Source organism: Marinitoga arctica (genome assembly GCF_054657315.1).
The window spans coordinates 1-15,991 of record NZ_BAAHYY010000041.1; the positions used below are offsets into that span (position 1 = coordinate 1).

General features: G+C 26.0%; 16 protein-coding genes and 1 pseudogene. 1 reads left to right on the forward strand and 16 read right to left on the reverse strand.

Annotation, left to right across the window (positions count from 1 at the left end; genetic code table 11):
• The 15 genes and pseudogenes from ACYQ44_RS09515 to ACYQ44_RS09585 all read right to left on the reverse strand — a co-directional run.
• Positions 1-148: pseudogene (locus tag ACYQ44_RS09515) on the reverse strand (transposase); the annotation flags it as partial.
• Between the two features lie 171 nt (positions 149-319).
• Positions 320-2,131 carry a diguanylate cyclase gene (locus ACYQ44_RS09520; RefSeq protein ID WP_459996892.1) on the reverse strand — a complete coding sequence of 604 codons (1,812 nt, stop codon included), beginning with the start codon at positions 2,129-2,131 and terminating at the stop codon, positions 320-322.
• Positions 2,131-3,156, reverse strand: coding sequence for an ABC transporter substrate-binding protein (locus ACYQ44_RS09525; RefSeq protein WP_459996894.1), 1,026 nt, complete (start codon positions 3,154-3,156; stop codon positions 2,131-2,133). Before ACYQ44_RS09525 ends, ACYQ44_RS09520 begins: the two co-directional genes overlap by 1 nt.
• A gap of 25 nt (positions 3,157-3,181) precedes the next feature.
• Complete coding sequence (locus ACYQ44_RS09530; protein ID WP_459996896.1) at positions 3,182-4,081, reverse strand: phospholipase D-like domain-containing protein; 900 nt, start codon at positions 4,079-4,081, stop codon at positions 3,182-3,184.
• A 27-nt stretch (positions 4,082-4,108) separates the two neighbouring features.
• Complete coding sequence (gene trhA / locus ACYQ44_RS09535; RefSeq protein ID WP_459996918.1) at positions 4,109-4,759, reverse strand: PAQR family membrane homeostasis protein TrhA; 651 nt, start codon at positions 4,757-4,759, stop codon at positions 4,109-4,111.
• Positions 4,755-5,153: a methylglyoxal synthase gene (locus ACYQ44_RS09540; RefSeq protein ID WP_459996898.1), complete on the reverse strand. Its 399-nt coding sequence runs from the start codon at positions 5,151-5,153 to the stop codon at positions 4,755-4,757. The genes trhA and ACYQ44_RS09540 overlap by 5 nt, the downstream gene beginning before the upstream one ends.
• Positions 5,154-5,309: 156 nt before the next feature.
• Positions 5,310-5,918, reverse strand: a complete 609-nt coding sequence (locus tag ACYQ44_RS09545; protein ID WP_459996899.1) for a V-type ATP synthase subunit D — start codon at positions 5,916-5,918, stop codon at positions 5,310-5,312.
• A gap of 33 nt (positions 5,919-5,951) precedes the next feature.
• Positions 5,952-7,322 (reverse strand): V-type ATP synthase subunit B, encoded by a 1,371-nt coding sequence (locus tag ACYQ44_RS09550; RefSeq protein ID WP_459996901.1) that lies wholly within the window; start codon positions 7,320-7,322, stop codon positions 5,952-5,954.
• Between the two features lie 26 nt (positions 7,323-7,348).
• Positions 7,349-9,097 (reverse strand): V-type ATP synthase subunit A, encoded by a 1,749-nt coding sequence (locus tag ACYQ44_RS09555; RefSeq protein WP_459996920.1) that lies wholly within the window; start codon positions 9,095-9,097, stop codon positions 7,349-7,351.
• A complete protein-coding gene (locus tag ACYQ44_RS09560) occupies positions 9,087-9,671 on the reverse strand; it encodes a V-type ATP synthase subunit E family protein (protein WP_459996903.1) in 585 nt (194 codons plus the stop codon). The genes ACYQ44_RS09555 and ACYQ44_RS09560 overlap by 11 nt, the downstream gene beginning before the upstream one ends.
• On the reverse strand, positions 9,664-9,978 hold the full coding sequence (locus tag ACYQ44_RS09565; RefSeq protein ID WP_459996905.1) for a V-type ATP synthase subunit F: 315 nt from the start codon (positions 9,976-9,978) through the stop codon (positions 9,664-9,666). The genes ACYQ44_RS09560 and ACYQ44_RS09565 overlap by 8 nt, the downstream gene beginning before the upstream one ends.
• A 3-nt stretch (positions 9,979-9,981) precedes the next feature.
• The gene (locus ACYQ44_RS09570) at positions 9,982-10,419 is read right to left on the reverse strand and encodes an ATP synthase subunit C (RefSeq protein WP_459996907.1); all 438 of its coding nucleotides are present in this window, start codon (positions 10,417-10,419) and stop codon (positions 9,982-9,984) included.
• Between the two features lie 14 nt (positions 10,420-10,433).
• Positions 10,434-12,290 (reverse strand): V-type ATP synthase subunit I, encoded by a 1,857-nt coding sequence (locus ACYQ44_RS09575; RefSeq protein WP_459996909.1) that lies wholly within the window; start codon positions 12,288-12,290, stop codon positions 10,434-10,436.
• 2 nt (positions 12,291-12,292) lie between these two features.
• Entirely contained in the window at positions 12,293-13,342 is a 1,050-nt protein-coding gene (locus ACYQ44_RS09580; protein WP_459996911.1) for a V-type ATPase subunit, read from the reverse strand.
• A 6-nt stretch (positions 13,343-13,348) separates the two neighbouring features.
• The gene (locus tag ACYQ44_RS09585) at positions 13,349-13,666 is read right to left on the reverse strand and encodes a hypothetical protein (protein WP_459996913.1); all 318 of its coding nucleotides are present in this window, start codon (positions 13,664-13,666) and stop codon (positions 13,349-13,351) included.
• A gap of 232 nt (positions 13,667-13,898) precedes the next feature.
• Between ACYQ44_RS09585 and ACYQ44_RS09590 the strand changes: the two genes are divergently transcribed.
• Entirely contained in the window at positions 13,899-14,495 is a 597-nt protein-coding gene (locus ACYQ44_RS09590) for a sulfurtransferase TusA family protein (RefSeq protein ID WP_459996914.1), read from the forward strand.
• A gap of 18 nt (positions 14,496-14,513) precedes the next feature.
• On the opposite strand, the gene lpdA is transcribed toward ACYQ44_RS09590, so the two are convergent.
• Positions 14,514-15,866, reverse strand: coding sequence for a dihydrolipoyl dehydrogenase (gene lpdA / locus ACYQ44_RS09595; protein WP_459996916.1), 1,353 nt, complete (start codon positions 15,864-15,866; stop codon positions 14,514-14,516).
• Between the last annotated feature and the right edge of the window lie 125 nt (positions 15,867-15,991).

A 15,991-nucleotide genomic window follows, 5' to 3' on the forward strand; every position in this document is an offset into this window, starting at 1 on the left:
AAGCAATTAAAATATCCTTTACTCCTCTTGCTTTCAAATCATTTAAAACACTCATCCAAAGTCTTGAAGATTCATTCTTTTCAATATATATACCCAAAATATCCTTATAACCATCAAGATTAATACCAATAACGTTATATATAGCTTTTTCCTTTCCTTGGTATTGTTATTCCGTACAAATCCCTTTTCCTTTATTTTTTATTTTACCATTTACATGCTCAATTATTTTATTAAAATATTTATAAAAAAGCTCCCAAAATTAATAGGGAGCTTTTTTATAGTAGAATGAATTTTCATCAAGAATTTTAAGATTAGTAGATTAAAGTTTTTTCTTTTTTTTCTTGTTTTCATACATGAGTTTATCAGCTTTAGAAATTATTGAATCAAGCGTTTCTGAATGGGTATATTCTATGAAACCAAAACTTACACTATAATTAATCTTTTCTTTTTCACTAATTTGCATTAAATCACTTAAAATCTTTTCTTCAATACGTTTTGTATCATTTAATGTACAATTATAAAGGGCAATAATGAATTCGTCACCACCATATCTTGCAACAATATCGGAGTTTCTTATATTTTTCCTTATAACATTCGCTATAATCTGCAACGCTTTATCACCTGCTGCATGACCAAATTTATCATTTATTGTTTTCAAATTATCAACGTCAATAAAACCAATTATAATTGGAGCATTTTCTCTTTTGGAAAGTAATAATAATTTTTCAATAAAGTAAAAGCCAGCTCTTCTATTGAATATATTGGTTAAACTATCATAATATGCAATATGTTTGAGTTTTTCTTCATTTTCTTTTAGTTCCGTAATATCTCTGCTTATTAAGGCGGCGCCAATAAGTTCAGCTCTATCATTATAAATAGGATAATAGTTATTGCTTACCCAATAAATAGAACCATCTAACTTTTTTATCGGTTTTTCAACAATAAAGTTTTTTTCATTTTTTAAGGCTAATTCGAACTCTTCAAAGTATCTATCTTCGCCTTCAAATATTTCTCTTAAATTATCTCCTTCTTTTAGTTCTTTATTAAAATCTCTTTTAGTCCAATTTTTAAAAATAGAATTTGCCAAAATAACATTTAAATCTTTATCTACATATAATATTCCGTCCAAACTATTTTCTATTATTGATTTTAATAGTTTTTCAGAGTTTAATAATTTTTCCTTTGTTTTATTTAATTCTTTAGTATATTCATTAAGAGAATTAAACAATACTTCTATTTCTTTTTTTTGTTTTTCAGATATTTCAATCTGTTTTTTTAATTCTGATGTTCTTTTTTTAATTATATAGTTCATAAACCAAATAATAATAAATAAAGCAAAAGAAACAAATGATGATATTAAAAGCAATAATATGAGCCATGAAGGTATTTTTGATTTTTGATTGTAATTATTAAATATTTGATAATATATAGATTTTGGATTATCTTTTAAAATTCTTAAATCTTCATCAATTTTTGATATTATATCTTTGAGATTGGGGTTATGATATATAAGATAAGCATTAATTAAATAAAATGAAATAGGGGTTTCTGATACATTATTATATTTATTATATAAAGCCATTCCAGCAAATCTATTTATTACGCCAGCATCAATTTCTTTTTTTGAAAGAGCTTCGAAAATTTCTTTATAGGTATTATATTCTATAAAATTAATATTTAGGTTAAATTCATCACTGATATTTTTTAACCCCTTATCTCCTGTATAATAAATATCTTTTTTCAATACACCGATTTTTTTATTTTTAAGGTCTAAAATATTATCAATTTTTAAGTTTTTTTGAGAATATATTTTTCCATAATTTACTAGAAATGGAACATTATTATAATAAAAAATTTCACTTCTTTCTTTTGTTTTACCAACAGGTAAGACAATATCTATTAAATCATTTTCTAAAGCATTAAATGCTTCATTAAATGTTAAATAGATATATTTAATTTTTATCTTTTCTTTTTTGGCGATGTAATTAAAGATATCAGGAATAATTCCTTTTATCTTTCCATCTTCTGCATAAGATAAAGGGGGATTTTCATAAACTCCCACTTTTAAAGTGATGCTTAAATTCAATATTGCGAAACTAATAAATAAAAGTATTAATAGTATTTTTTTCATTATTTCATCACCTTAAATAGAAGTTTTTTCTTTGTTTCACCATTTTCGTCAAATTTGATTATTCCAAATTCTGTATTAAATTCGTTATTTAATATGTAGTTTCTAATTTTTTCTAAGTTGTTTCCCGTTTTTTTATAAGAGTCATATAGTATCCTTAATGATTCATATACTGTATAAGCATAAATATTAGGATTTTTATAATATACGCTAAAAAAGTGCTGTGCAAAATCAGAATTTTTTGAAAAATAACTTGGTAAAATTATATTTTTTTTATCATCTAATAACTCTATTAAATGTTCATCATTTATCCATGGAAAAACAATAGCATAAATATTAGGATTTAATTTTTTTAATAAGTTTATTATTAATGCAGTCTTATTTAGAGAATTTACCATGATATAAGCATAATTTTCGTTATTATAATAAAGTTTTATTTTTTCAATGGATTGTATGGAATTATATAAAGGAATAAGGTTAATATTTCCGAAATAAAATTTATTAAAATTTTCAAAGGAGTTATTAATATATTCTGGATTTTCAAAACCTTTTACAACAAGAATTCTAGAGGTTTTGGTATTTAAGTATTCTGCGAGTTGTTTCTGCTCATTTTTATTTGTGATATTAACTCTAATAAAATAATCATTTGAAGCAGTATAAGAATCTGATGTAATAGAAGTACCTATTCCTAAAATTTTATCATTTTTTAATAAGGGGTATATTTTTTTAAAAGACGTTGAATCGGTAGCAAAAATAATAATTTTTATACCTTTATTTTTTAAATAATTGTATGCTTTTAATGAATTTTCAACAATTCCTTGCGTGTCTTTATAATAAACTTTTATGTTTGGATTTTTATTTTTTAAATAAAAAAGATTTACAGCATTTTTTATATCTACCATAGTAAAAGTTTCATCACCAGAAAAATTAGCGATTATCCCGATTTTTAATACATTATTTTTATAAAATAAAAATAATGAAATCAATAAAATAATTAATATTAAAGAAAATAAATAAAATTTTTTCATAAATTCCTCCTGATATAAAATAATACTATTTATTTGTAAAAAACGTTTCCAATAAATTTATAAAGTAATTTTTTATCTTTTTATTATATATGATTATTAGATATTCGTCATTTTTTTCTCTAGCCCTATAAGTCAAATTATAACTGCCTAATACTATTCCTTTTTCATTTATTAATAATTTTAAATGCATATTTCTATAGCTATTTATAATCTTATATTCAATTCCTTTTAAAAATCTAATATTAGAAAAATTGTTTATATTCCATTTATCAGCAACAATTTTTATATCAATGTTTTTAGATGATAAAAATTCTAAATCATATAATATTCTATTATCTGTAAATGAAAAAGTGAAAATATATAAAAATTTTTTCGAGGATAATATGAAATTATTTAGTTCATTATATATATTTTTTGATGGTCCAGTTACAAATTTCATTTTTCCTAAATCTTTTGATGTTATCTCTTTATTAATTATTCTTTTATTTTTTCCAAAATTCCCATTTTTAAAATTTTCGAATTCTTTTAAAAATAATTTAACAACATCTATATCTTCAGTAAAAATAAAAACATTTAAATCTTCAAAAATACTACCTTTTGTAAAATTTCCTGTTCCAAATAAAACACTATTATTGTCAAAAATAATAAATTTTTCATGTAAATATCCACTAGTGTTTTTATCTGGCAAAATATTGGTACTTTTAAAATTCATCATATTATATTCTATATACCCAGAAGATTTATTGTTTTCTAAAAGTTCTAAAAAAGGAGAGCTAATACTTAAGGAAGTAAATTTTATATCAGTCGATATAACGCTCTTTTCTTTTATAAAATCATATAGTTCATAAGAAGGAGTTATGAAGATTCTATAAGAAAAGATTGTATTAATAAATAAAATAAAAATCAGCATTAAAATTTTATGCATAATATCCCCCGATACTCCAACAGTTATTTAATTTAAAACATAAAAAAAGACTGCAATAAAGTGTGAAATACTTCCACCTAATACAAAAAGATGCCATATCATGTGGCCATATGGAAGTTTTCTCCAAATATAAAATACAGCTCCTATAGTATATAATAATCCTCCAATAACTAACCATATAACCCCTGCTTGTGGAAGATTATTTATAAGAGGTTTGATTGCAAAAACTATCATCCATCCCATTGCTATATATAGTAAAGTTGATAAAATGCGAAATTTTTTTACAAAAAAAGGTTTTAGTATTATACCAATTAAAGCAAGTATCCATACAGTAATAAAAATAGACCATCCAATTTTACCATTTAATGTAACTAAGGTGAAAGGTGTGTATGTTCCGGCGATTAATAAATATATAGAAGAGTGATCTATAATTTCTAATATTTGCTTTGCTTTTTTATGCTGAATACTATGATAAAGAGTTGATGCTAAATATAATAAAAACAAACTAATTCCATATATAGTTACACTGAATGTTTGTAAAAAAGTACCATGTAATGAAGAAAAAATGATTAATAAGATAAGAGCGATTAGACTTAACAAAGCTCCTATACCATGTGTAATTGAATTAGCAATTTCTTCGCCTTTGGTATATTTTTCGTAATTGCTTAAATCTTTAATTTTCTTCACCTTCGATCGATGGAATTTTTTTCTCTATTTCTAATACAAGCCCCTCAGCTGTAGCTAAATTAGTAGCGAGAGGAATATTGTGAACATCACAAACTCTCATTAAAGCGGAAACATCTGGTTCATGTGGTTGTGCTGTTAGTGGATCTCTTAAAAATATAACAAAATCCATACTTCCAGCAGCTATCATAGCTCCTATTTGTAAATCACCACCGTATGGTCCAGAAGCAAATTTTGTAATCTTTAATCCAACTTTTTGTTCAATTAAAGTTCCAGTAGAACTAGTAGCATATAAATTGCATTTTTCAAAAACATGTTTCCATTCTTTTACAAACATAACTAAGTCTAATTTTTTCTTATCGTGAGCAATTAATGCGACATTTATCATATTTTTCCCTCCAATATGTTGTTTATACTATTATAGCATAATTTTATTAAATAAAATTAATTTAGTTTTTAATAAAAAAACGACCTGAATAATCAGGCCGTAAAATTAACTCTCATATATTATTATATCATAAAAAACACATTTTGTCAAGAATAATTATTTTTTCAATTTTTTTAATTTAAAAAATTCTTCTCTTTCAAATTCTTCTAAGGTATCCTGAATAAATTTTATAGATTCTTTTAATCGAGGTATAACAATATTTTCAAGAGATGAAACTCTTTTTTTAGTTTTTTTAACTTCATATGCAAGCTTATAAACTTTATTTTCTATAATTGAAGCTTCGGTTATTAATTCCAAAACGGTTTTAAAAGAAATATAAGCTTGATCTAAAGCAGCATCTGTTCGATAAATTTCATATGGAATATCGATTGTTTGTTTTTCACGATAAAATTCTGGAACTTCTACTCCCATTACACTTCTAAATCTAATATTCAAATTATTATATTCAGGAACACCATTCGCATATTCTTCAACATTTTCAATTCCTAAATCCAGATTTGCTAATTGAAGGGATTTATATGCTTTTTCAAAAATTTTTAATATTTTTTCTTGTATTTCTCTAGCTTGATCAATTAAATCTATTAATTCTTTCATAATAATATTTCTTTTTTTCTCAAGCAAGTCATGTCCTTGTTTAGCAAGAACAAATTGTTGTTTTAAATTTATTAAATTACCTTTTGTTGGAATTGTTTGGTTAAAAATCATTTTTTCACCTTCAATCTTTGATGGCTAAAGAAATTATTTTTCATGATAATATTTCTCTATAAATGTTTTCTTTATTCTAGTTAATTCTGTTTTTGGAAGTATAGATAATATATTCCAAGCTAATTCGAGTGTTGAGTCCAAATTTCTTTCTTCATTAAATCCTTGATTAATGAATATTTCTTCAAACTCTTTCCCAAACTTTAGATATAATCTATCTATTTCAGAAAGATCATCTTCACCGATAATAGCCGCTAAAGACCTTATTTCAAAAACCCTTGAATATGATGCAAATAATTGTGAAGCCACATCAGGATGATCCTCTCTTGTATATCCTTTTCCAATTCCATCTTTCATTAACCTTGATAATGAAGGTAAAACATTAATTGGTGGATAAATATTTTTTCTATGCAAATCGCGTGATAAAACAATTTGGCCTTCTGTAATAAATCCTGTTAAATCGGGTATTGGATGTGTAATATCATCATTTGGCATAGTTAAAATAGGAATTTGGGTAACAGAACCATTTTTCCCTCTTATCATACCAGCTCTTTCATATATAGATGCAAGATCAGAATAAAGATAACCTGGAAATCCTTTTCTTCCGGGTATTTCCCCTCTATAATTTGATAATTCACGTAATGCTTCACAATAATTTGTCATATCGCTTAATATAACAAGTACATGTTTCTCCATTTCAAAAGCTAAATATTCAGCAACAGTTAAAGCAATTCTTGGTGTTGCTATTCTTTCCACAACAGGATCACTTGCAAGATTTAAAAAAACTACCATATTTTTAATAGCTCCGCTTTCTTCAAAACTTTTTATAATAAAATTAGCGTCATCCTTTTTTAATCCTATAGCACCAAAAACTACAGCAAATTCTTCGTTTGATTTAAGTTTTGCCTGTTTAGCAATTTGAACAGCTAATTTATTATGTGGCAAACCATTTCCTGAAAAAATAGGTAATTTTTGCCCTCTGATTAAAGTTAACATACTATCTATAGCAGAAATTCCTGTTTGTATAAAATTTCTTGGATATTCTCTTGCTGCAGGGTTAATAGCAGAACCATTAATATCGACACTTTTTTCACCTATTATTTCTCCTAATCCATCAATAGGTCTCCCAAGCCCATCAAAAGTTCTCCCTAGTATATCTGGAGATATGTTGATCTCTAAAGGTTTTCCTAAAAATTTGATAGTTGGTTCTTTTAGGGATAAACCCTGGGTACCTTCAAAAACTTGTATAATAGCAGTATCTTCACTAACCATTATAACTTTCCCAGTTCTTTTTTCATTATTTTGATCTATTTCAATAACTTCATCATATTTTATATCTTTAACATTTTCAATAACGATAAGTGGTCCATGAATCTGTGAAAATCCATTATATTCTCTAATTGCCATTAACTCACCTCCACAAGGAGATTATTTTATTTATTATAAACTGTATCTAATTTTTCAAAATGTTCATTAAGTATATCTTCTATCTCTTTAAATTCATTTACGTCCTTAACTTCTTCTTTCATAGTAAGTAGTTTAGAAACAATTTCTGAAGGTAAAATTTGGCTAATAGCTATATTTTTATCAACATATACTTTTGCTTTATTATAGGTATCCATAATAATTTTTATTAAATTATATTGTTTTTCTAATGAACAATATGAATCAACATCACTAAATGCACTCTGTTGTAGGACACCAACCTTTATTATTTTTGCTATTAAAACTATTAATTTTTGGTTGTCTGGCAAAACATCTTCTCCTACAATTTTTATAATTTGTTGTAATCTATCATCTTCTGTTAATAATTTCATTGCTTCATCTCGATAATAATTCCATTTTTCTTTAACATTAGCTGCAAACCATTCTTTTAGATCTTCTAAATATTCACTATAGCTCGTGAGCCAATTAATTGATGGATAATGCCTGGAATAGGCTAAATTTTTATCAAGTCCCCAAAAACATTTTACAAATCTTTTGGTGTTTTGAGTAACAGGTTCTGAAAAATCCCCACCTGGAGGTGATACTGCGCCTATAATTGTAACTGAACCTTGTGTACTATTCAAATTTTCACAGATACCAGCACGTTCATAAAATTGGCCAATCCTTGATGCAAGATAAGAAGGATAACCTTCTTCTGCAGGCATTTCTTCAAGACGCCCTGATAACTCTCTTAAAGCTTCTGCCCATCTTGATGTAGAATCTGCCATTATTGCAACATTATATCCCATATCTCTAAAATATTCAGCAATAGTGATTCCTGTGTATATAGATGCTTCTCTTGCAGAAACGGGCATATTAGATGTATTTGCTATTAAAACAGTTCTATCCATTAATGGGGCTCCTGTTCTTGGATCTTTTAAATTTGGAAATTCCTCTAAAACTTCTGTCATTTCATTACCCCGTTCACCACAGCCTATATAAACAATAATATCAGCATCAGCCCATTTTGCTAATTGATGTTGTGTAATGGTTTTTCCTGTGCCAAAACCTCCTGGTATAGCTGCTGTTCCTCCTTTGCTTATAGGGAAAAACAAATCTATTACACGTTGTCCTGTAATTAATGGTATTTTTGGTTCCAAACGTTTTTTTACAGGTCGTGGAATTTTAACAGGCCACTCTTGATATAATTTTATTTCTTTAATACCATTATCTGTTTCAACTTTTGCTAATGTGTCTGTGATTTTATAACTTCCATTTTCTTTAATTTCTATTATTTTTCCATCGACATTTGGAGGTATCATTATTTTATGTTTTAAATATTCAGTTTCTTGAACTTCTGCTATGATTTCTCCAGAAGATACAATATCACCGCTTTTTTTTGTAAATGAAACATCCCAGAGTTTGGATTCGTCAAGTCCAAAAGCATCAATTCCTCTTCCAATAAAAGATCCGGATTTTTTAATTAATTCATTTAAAGGTCTTTGAATACCATCATAAATGCTACCTAATAACCCAGGGCCAAGAACTACAGATAACATTTTACCAGTGCCTTCAACAGGTTCTCCTGGTTTTAACATGGAGGTTTCTTCATATACTTGTACTGTTGCAATATCACCATCAATACCTATGATTTCACCTGTTAATTTAAAATTACCAACTCTAACCATTTCATTCATAAAAACACCTTTTGCATTCTTGACTTTTACAACTGGACCATTTATTTCTTTAATTTGCATCATATTTTTCCACCTCTTTTAAGACAAGGCTATAAATTAAATTTTTATTTTCTTCTATAAATGAATCTATAGTATTTTTTACGCTTAAATATTCTCCTTTTAAAATTATTCCACCCTCAATGGCGTTATCTATTTCAATTTTATGATCTTTTATAAAAGATTTAATGAGGTTATAATCTTTTTCGTTACATAAAACTATATATTCTTCATTAATTAATTTACTTGCTTCTCTATATAGTTTTTGATAAAATAGTTTTTTTCTTTCCAAATCCAGGTTTAATAATTTATTTTTTAGTCGTTCTAATACGTTATTTAATAATTTATTTTTCAATATCAGTTTTCTTTGATTTAATTTTAATTCAGCTTTGGATTTAGATAACTTTAAAACTTCTTCTTTTTTCTTCTCAGCTTCTTTAATTTTTTCTTTTTCATACTCTGAAATTTCTTTTTTTATTTTTTCTTCATATTTTTTGTATTCATCTTCATACTTTTTCTTAATAGAATTGAATTCTATTTCAAAATTTTTTTCTAATAATTTTAACATTTTATTTAGTTTATTTTCCACTTCATTCATTTATTCTCACCCCAATAGCTTCCTCTACATATCTGGTGATAAAATCTTTTTCGCCCCTCCAACCGTGTCTATCTGGAATCACAAAAATAAGAGGAAGTTTTCCTGAAAGTTTATGATTTTTTAATTCTTCAGGTATTTTTTTAGCAACTAATTCTGTAATTAAAAGAACTCCTATATCCTTGCTATTTAGAGCATTTTCAAATGCATCTAAAATTTCTTTTTTTTCATGAACGACAACACCTGTTACACCGCTTAATCTCAAACCTGTTGCGGTGTCAATATTATCGCTAATGAGAAAAAATTTCATGAATTATATCCTCCCAAGTATCATTATAGTAACTATCAATCCATAAATAGCTATACCTTCAGCTAACCCTACATAAATCAAAGTTTTTCCTAATAGCTCAGGTTTTTCACTAATTGCACCAACAGAAGCTGCACCGACCATGCCGACACCAACACCTGCGCCGACTGCGGCTAATCCTGTAGCTAAAGCCGCACCAATTAAGCCTAGTCCAGTATTATTTGTCGTATCAACTGTAGTAGTTGAAGGGTTATCAGAAGCGGCATATGTGGTTGTTGGGACTAAACTAATTAAAGAAAATACCATAATAGCTATAAATAATGCAATGTTTCCAGCAAACACCTTTTTTGCAAATCTTTTTGATTTTTCTGGATTTTTTGAAAAATAGAATCCAAAAACAACTGTTAAAAATACTAAAATGATTAAAGAAATAATGTAAGCCATAACTAACACCTCCACTAAAATTTATATTTAATAGGTTTGAATTCTTTCCCGTTACCTTTGAAAAAACGAGTGAAAAATTCATAATATTCTAACCTTAATGTTTGAATAAATACGACTAATCCTTCTAAAACAACAATTAAAATATTACCAAGTAAAAGAATAGCAAATGAGAAAAAAGAGTTATGTGACATTTGTGACATCATATAAAAGGCCAAAAATAATCCAGCATGATTTAATGCAAAAGCACCTAATCTGATAAAAGATAAAGTGTTACTTAAATATCCTAACATGACTTCAAATAACTCAAAAAATCCCTGAACAATTTTTTCACCTAAACTTCCTTTTTCAAAAATAATGCTCTTTATATATATAAGGGTTATGAGAAATATGATGAAGAAATAACTGATAGTTGGAAAAATACCATTTTTTATCGTATAAAATATTGAACCTAATAAAATCCAATAAAGAGAAATTCCAGCATATCCATTAGGGTCAAAAATTAATTCTTTATGTTTTTTATTTTTTATTTTATTTATTATATTCAAGGACATTGCAGCTGTAATTATTACAATACCAAAATATATAGAAAGCATTAAAAAATAATTTATATTGTCCATAGGCCTTTTCCATAACGGTTTTAAAATATCTTCAAATCCAAAAACACTTCCATATAAAACACCGAAAATCATAGAAGAAACTCCAGAGGCGGCGATAACATAAAAAAGATCGTTTTTTTTCTTTTTATACATCCAAAAACCAAATAAAAATAAAATCATTCCATGTCCAACATCGCCAAACATCATACCATAAAACAATAAAAATAATGTTGAAATTATAGGTGTTGGATCTATTTCATCGCTCGAAGGAGTACCAAACATTTTTACTATAAATTCAAAGTGTTTGAAAAAATTATTGTTTTTCAATAATGTTGGGGCTTTTTCATTAAATGAATAATTGAGAAACAGAACAAATTCGTTTTCTTTAGAATAATTTAGCAAATCCATATGCATTTTTTCTGTTGTCCATCCTGAAACAACAAAAAAATTCTCTGTAAATTTTATAGAATGCGTAAGATCATATATATTTTTTAATACAAAAATATAGTCAAAATATTTATAAATAAGGCGTCTGTTTTCAAAAAATATCTTTTTTAAAGATAAATTTAGCATTTCAATTTCATATTTTAAAGAACGATATCTATCATATAATTCCCATAATATTTCTTTTGGTGTTCCAACATAATCATTTGAAATAATATATTCTTGAAAATTTGCAATAGATAGTGTCTTTTCTATATTAATTTTCCTATCATAAATAATGAAAACCCATGTAAAATCATTTTCTTCATCAAGAGATACAACAAGGATATTTTTATCTGATATGCTTTCCAGAAAACGTGTATAATACATGTTACTAATTTTTCCAACTTTATACTTTAAAAATTTCAATTCTCTAAATGTGTTTATATTAATTTTTACTGATTTTAGTTTTTCAAATAGCTCTATTTCTTTTTCCAATTTTTCTCTTTCATCTTTTAGATTTTCCATAGTTTCAAAAATATGTTGCATCTTTGAATTTATTTTTTTAGCAAAATTTAAAATCTCTTCTTTATCCATTATTAAAGGGAATTTGATTTTTTGGGTTTTAGGTTCAGGGATTTTATTAGCATAATTAAATATAGACATAAAATCTTCATATATATATTTATATGCATTTTCTCTTTCAGATTTTAAATCTTTTAAAATTTTAGGATCTAAAACTTTTTCCAGAGGTACAATCTCTATTTCTTGAGAATCCAAAAATTTCTTTGAAATTGACTCCAATTCATATTTGTTTGAAATGATGGTAAAAGGTTTTAATTTTTCCTGCATTGTCAATCACCTGCCAGAAGTAAAAAAGTTTTAATTTTATCATTTGGAATTTCATATCTTTTTCCCTCTATTAATGTAATTAAATCTTTATATTCATATTCTCTTACATATAAATATCCACTCATAACATCAAACCCATTTTGAGTGTGACTAAGCATTTTCTTCGCACTTTCTAGCAAAATCTTTTCACATGTTCTTTCTATAACATATGGAAATATATCTTTATTAATATTTTGAAAATATTTTCCATAAGAACAAATAGAAATTTTATTTATAAAATCTTCTATATTTTCAGCTGTAGTCATATTTTTTAATTCCTCAGATGAAAGATTAAAAGAAATGGGCATAAGAAAATTTAGGACTTCTTCAGTGGATAGTTTAAATAAAACTTTTGCTCTATATATCCATTGAATATTTGCAAGATCCATTTGTATAAAGAAAATTTTTTTTAAATTTCTTCCAAATCCTGGCATTAAATTCAACGTAGATTTCATCTTTGTAAAATACCAAAAATCAAAAGCGTTTAATAAATGTTGAATTTTACCAGTTTTTAAGTAATTTTGATATGTGGAGTCTATAACCGATTGATATGGAGAATTTTTAAGGATATTTACAGCTTCATCAAAAGACTTAACAGAAGATAGAACATCTTCATCAATATATGAATGATTTAAAGGAAAGAATTTTTCTTTTGATATATATTCTGGATGCTCTGAATGAAGAGATCTTAATACAAATTTTATATTCTCAATTTCAAACCTTTTCTCCATTATTTTAAAAAACTTATGACCTTCTGCAGGTAAATAAAAATAAATATTGTATAGATCAGAAAGCATAGATTTCCTTATTAATATTTCTATATCGCGTCTATGAAGTTGAGAAATATCTTCACCATCAAAAATTTTATTATAATGTGTATTCTTTTTCAAATATTCAGCAATTTCAGTAACTGTGTTTGTATTTATTAAATTTGTTAAATCTTCACTACTAAGAATTTTGGAATTTAAAGACTTTATTTTTGCCATTAAAGCTGGAAATTTCAATTTGATCATCCCCGATTATAAAATAATTTTATCTAATACTTTTAAAGCTATTTCATCAATATTTCTTTCTATTTCAGAAAAATGAGTTTCTATTTTTAAAATATCCTTTTCAATTGCATCGATAATTTTTTTAGAAGATATTTCAGCATCTTTTATGAGATTATAATAATTTCTATTAATTTCTTCAAAATACTCTTTTTTCTTATTTTCTAAATCTAAAACCTTTCTTTTCATTTCATTTTTTAGTTCTTCTTCTGCTTTTTTTAATTTGTTATTTGTTTCAATTTCAGCAGTAACGATTTTATTAATAATTTCGTTTGGGGATAAATCCATTTTACCACCTCCTAAAAAATTATACTCCTTTAATTTATGAAATTTCAACTAAAATATATTTATTTTTATGGATTAATAATATTAATAAATAGTAAAGAACAAATATGATTAAAAATCTCTATTTTTTATATCGAACACATGTGAAAACATATGTGAATTTTAATATATATTTCAAATATATTGAATAGGAAAGATGGTATAATTATTTATAATTGCAATTATTAGAAAGGTGGTGTATTATGAAAAAAAATTATCTATTCAAGAATTATTTAAAGTACTCTCAAATCAAACTCGAATAGAAATTTTAATTGCAATATTTGATAATTATTTGACTACTTCTGAAATTTCAGAAAAATTAGGATATGATATTTCAACTATTTATAGACATCTTATTTATATGAAAAAATTGGGTATTTTAAAATCAGAAAGAAGAAATGGAATAGAATATTTTGATTTTTATTCTACAAGAATTTTTCATATAATAGAAAATGCATATGATTTTATTTCTGAGATTAATGGAGACAAAATTATTGATTGTACTAGTATGGGAGAATGTTTATTTGATAAAAATTCTTTAAATATAGAACCAGATGTTATTCTTGATATGAGAGGAGAAATTTGCCCAGTTCCAGATATACAAACAAGAAAAGTTTTAAAGAATATGAAAAAAGATCAGATACTTCTTGTTATTGTTGATTATCCATTATCTGCTGAAAGAATACCTATTTCAGTAACTAAAGAAGGGCATATATTATTAGGGAAATTAAATGAAATACCAGGAGAGACAAAATTATATATCAAAAGAGCTAAAAGAATAAGGAAAGGTTGATACCTTTCCTTATTCTTTTTATATATGTAAAGCCATTCCTTCAGTATCTTCAAAGGCGCCTAAAATAGTTTCTGTTAATGTTGGATGAGGATGTATTGAATTAGCAACTTCATCTACAGTTAAACCATATTTAACGGCTAAAATACCTTCCATAATCATGTCTGTAGCAGAAGGTGAAACTACAACAAATCCTAAAACCTTTTTGGTTTCTTTATCAGCAATTATCTTAGCAAAACCATCTCTTTCTTCCATGGTTCTGGCCCTTCCGTTAGCCGAAACAGGGAATTTCCCAATAATAATTTTTTCAGGATCTAAATCTTTTTCTTTTAATCCTGTTGATGCAACTTCAGGATTTGAAAAAATAATTGAAGGAATAGCTGAATAATCCATTTCCATTTTTTCACCGGCAATATTGTGTGCAGCTACTATACCTTCAAACATCGAAACGTGGGCAAGCATAATTTTTGCTCTAATATCTCCAATTGCATAAACGTTATCAATATTGGTTTTCATCGTATTATCTGTAATAACTCCTTTTTCTATTGTTATACCTAACTTTTTAACATCATCTGGTATATTTGGTTTTCTTCCCGCGGCTAATAATACTTTATCTGCAGATAATTCAAATTCTTTTTCAGATTCGACAATAATTGAATAAATTTCTCCATTTTTTATAACACTTTTAACCTTTGATTTTTCATATACCTTAACTCCTTTTTTTTGCAATGATTTTTTAATTTCTTTAGCAACATCTAAATCTTCAAAAGGTAGAATATGATCTGCAAGTTCAACAATGGTAACATCTTTTTTGAGGGTTGAAAAAAATGTAGCAAATTCAACACCTATAACTCCCCCACCAATAATAACAATACTTTCTGGTAATTCCTTCATTCTAAACACATCATCACTTGTCCAAATACCTTCAACTTCATTAAAAGGTGGGAATTTTGAAGGTACAGAACCATGCGCTAAAATTAAATAATCACCCTCAAGTATTTTATCATTTACTTTTACATGATTTTTATCAATGATTTCACCAATGCCATTAAAAACATCAATATTATTTTTTTTCATTAAATATTCAATGCCTTTTCTTGACATAGTTATAGATTTATTCATGTGTTTCATAATTCCTGAAAGTTCATAGGAAACACTTTCGACCTTTATTCCAAATTTTTTAGATTTAGAAATAATGTCGGAATATAAATGAGCCGCTGTAAGCATAGCTTTTGTAGGAATACAACCTTGATTTGTACATGTTCCACCTAAATGTTCTTTTTCAATCAAAGCCACTTTTTTCCCCAACTGAGATAATCTAATAGCAGAAACATATCCTCCAGGTCCGCCGCCAATTATTATAACATCATACATAAAATCAATCACCTCTTCAGAAAATTCGTTATTTTTTTATCAAGTTTATTTTATATATTAAACGAGAAAAAAACTTTACGCTTTTGTAAAATCATTAAAAAGAAGAAAAATTTTTAATTTAAATA

Excerpts from the sequence above, each read along its gene's own strand:
- ACYQ44_RS09575 (WP_459996909.1), bottom strand. The coding sequence starts at position 12,290 with ATGCAGGAAAAATTAAAACCTTTTACCATCATTTCAAACAAATATGAA.
- ACYQ44_RS09545 (WP_459996899.1), bottom strand. The coding sequence starts at position 5,918 with ATGATTTTTAACCAAACAATTCCAACAAAAGGTAATTTAATAAATTTA.
- ACYQ44_RS09550 (WP_459996901.1), bottom strand. The coding sequence starts at position 7,322 with ATGGCAATTAGAGAATATAATGGATTTTCACAGATTCATGGACCACTT.
- ACYQ44_RS09525 (WP_459996894.1), bottom strand. The coding sequence starts at position 3,156 with ATGAAAAAATTTTATTTATTTTCTTTAATATTAATTATTTTATTGATT.
- ACYQ44_RS09585 (WP_459996913.1), bottom strand. The coding sequence starts at position 13,666 with ATGGATTTATCCCCAAACGAAATTATTAATAAAATCGTTACTGCTGAA.
- ACYQ44_RS09520 (WP_459996892.1), bottom strand. The coding sequence starts at position 2,131 with ATGAAAAAAATACTATTAATACTTTTATTTATTAGTTTCGCAATATTG.
- ACYQ44_RS09560 (WP_459996903.1), bottom strand. The coding sequence starts at position 9,671 with ATGAATGAAGTGGAAAATAAACTAAATAAAATGTTAAAATTATTAGAA.
- ACYQ44_RS09580 (WP_459996911.1), bottom strand. The coding sequence starts at position 13,342 with ATGATCAAATTGAAATTTCCAGCTTTAATGGCAAAAATAAAGTCTTTA.
- lpdA (WP_459996916.1), bottom strand. The coding sequence starts at position 15,866 with ATGTATGATGTTATAATAATTGGCGGCGGACCTGGAGGATATGTTTCT.
- ACYQ44_RS09570 (WP_459996907.1), bottom strand. The coding sequence starts at position 10,419 with ATGGCTTACATTATTTCTTTAATCATTTTAGTATTTTTAACAGTTGTT.
- ACYQ44_RS09530 (WP_459996896.1), bottom strand. The coding sequence starts at position 4,081 with ATGCATAAAATTTTAATGCTGATTTTTATTTTATTTATTAATACAATC.
- ACYQ44_RS09540 (WP_459996898.1), bottom strand. The coding sequence starts at position 5,153 with ATGATAAATGTCGCATTAATTGCTCACGATAAGAAAAAATTAGACTTA.
- ACYQ44_RS09565 (WP_459996905.1), bottom strand. The coding sequence starts at position 9,978 with ATGAAATTTTTTCTCATTAGCGATAATATTGACACCGCAACAGGTTTG.
- ACYQ44_RS09555 (WP_459996920.1), bottom strand. The coding sequence starts at position 9,097 with ATGCAAATTAAAGAAATAAATGGTCCAGTTGTAAAAGTCAAGAATGCA.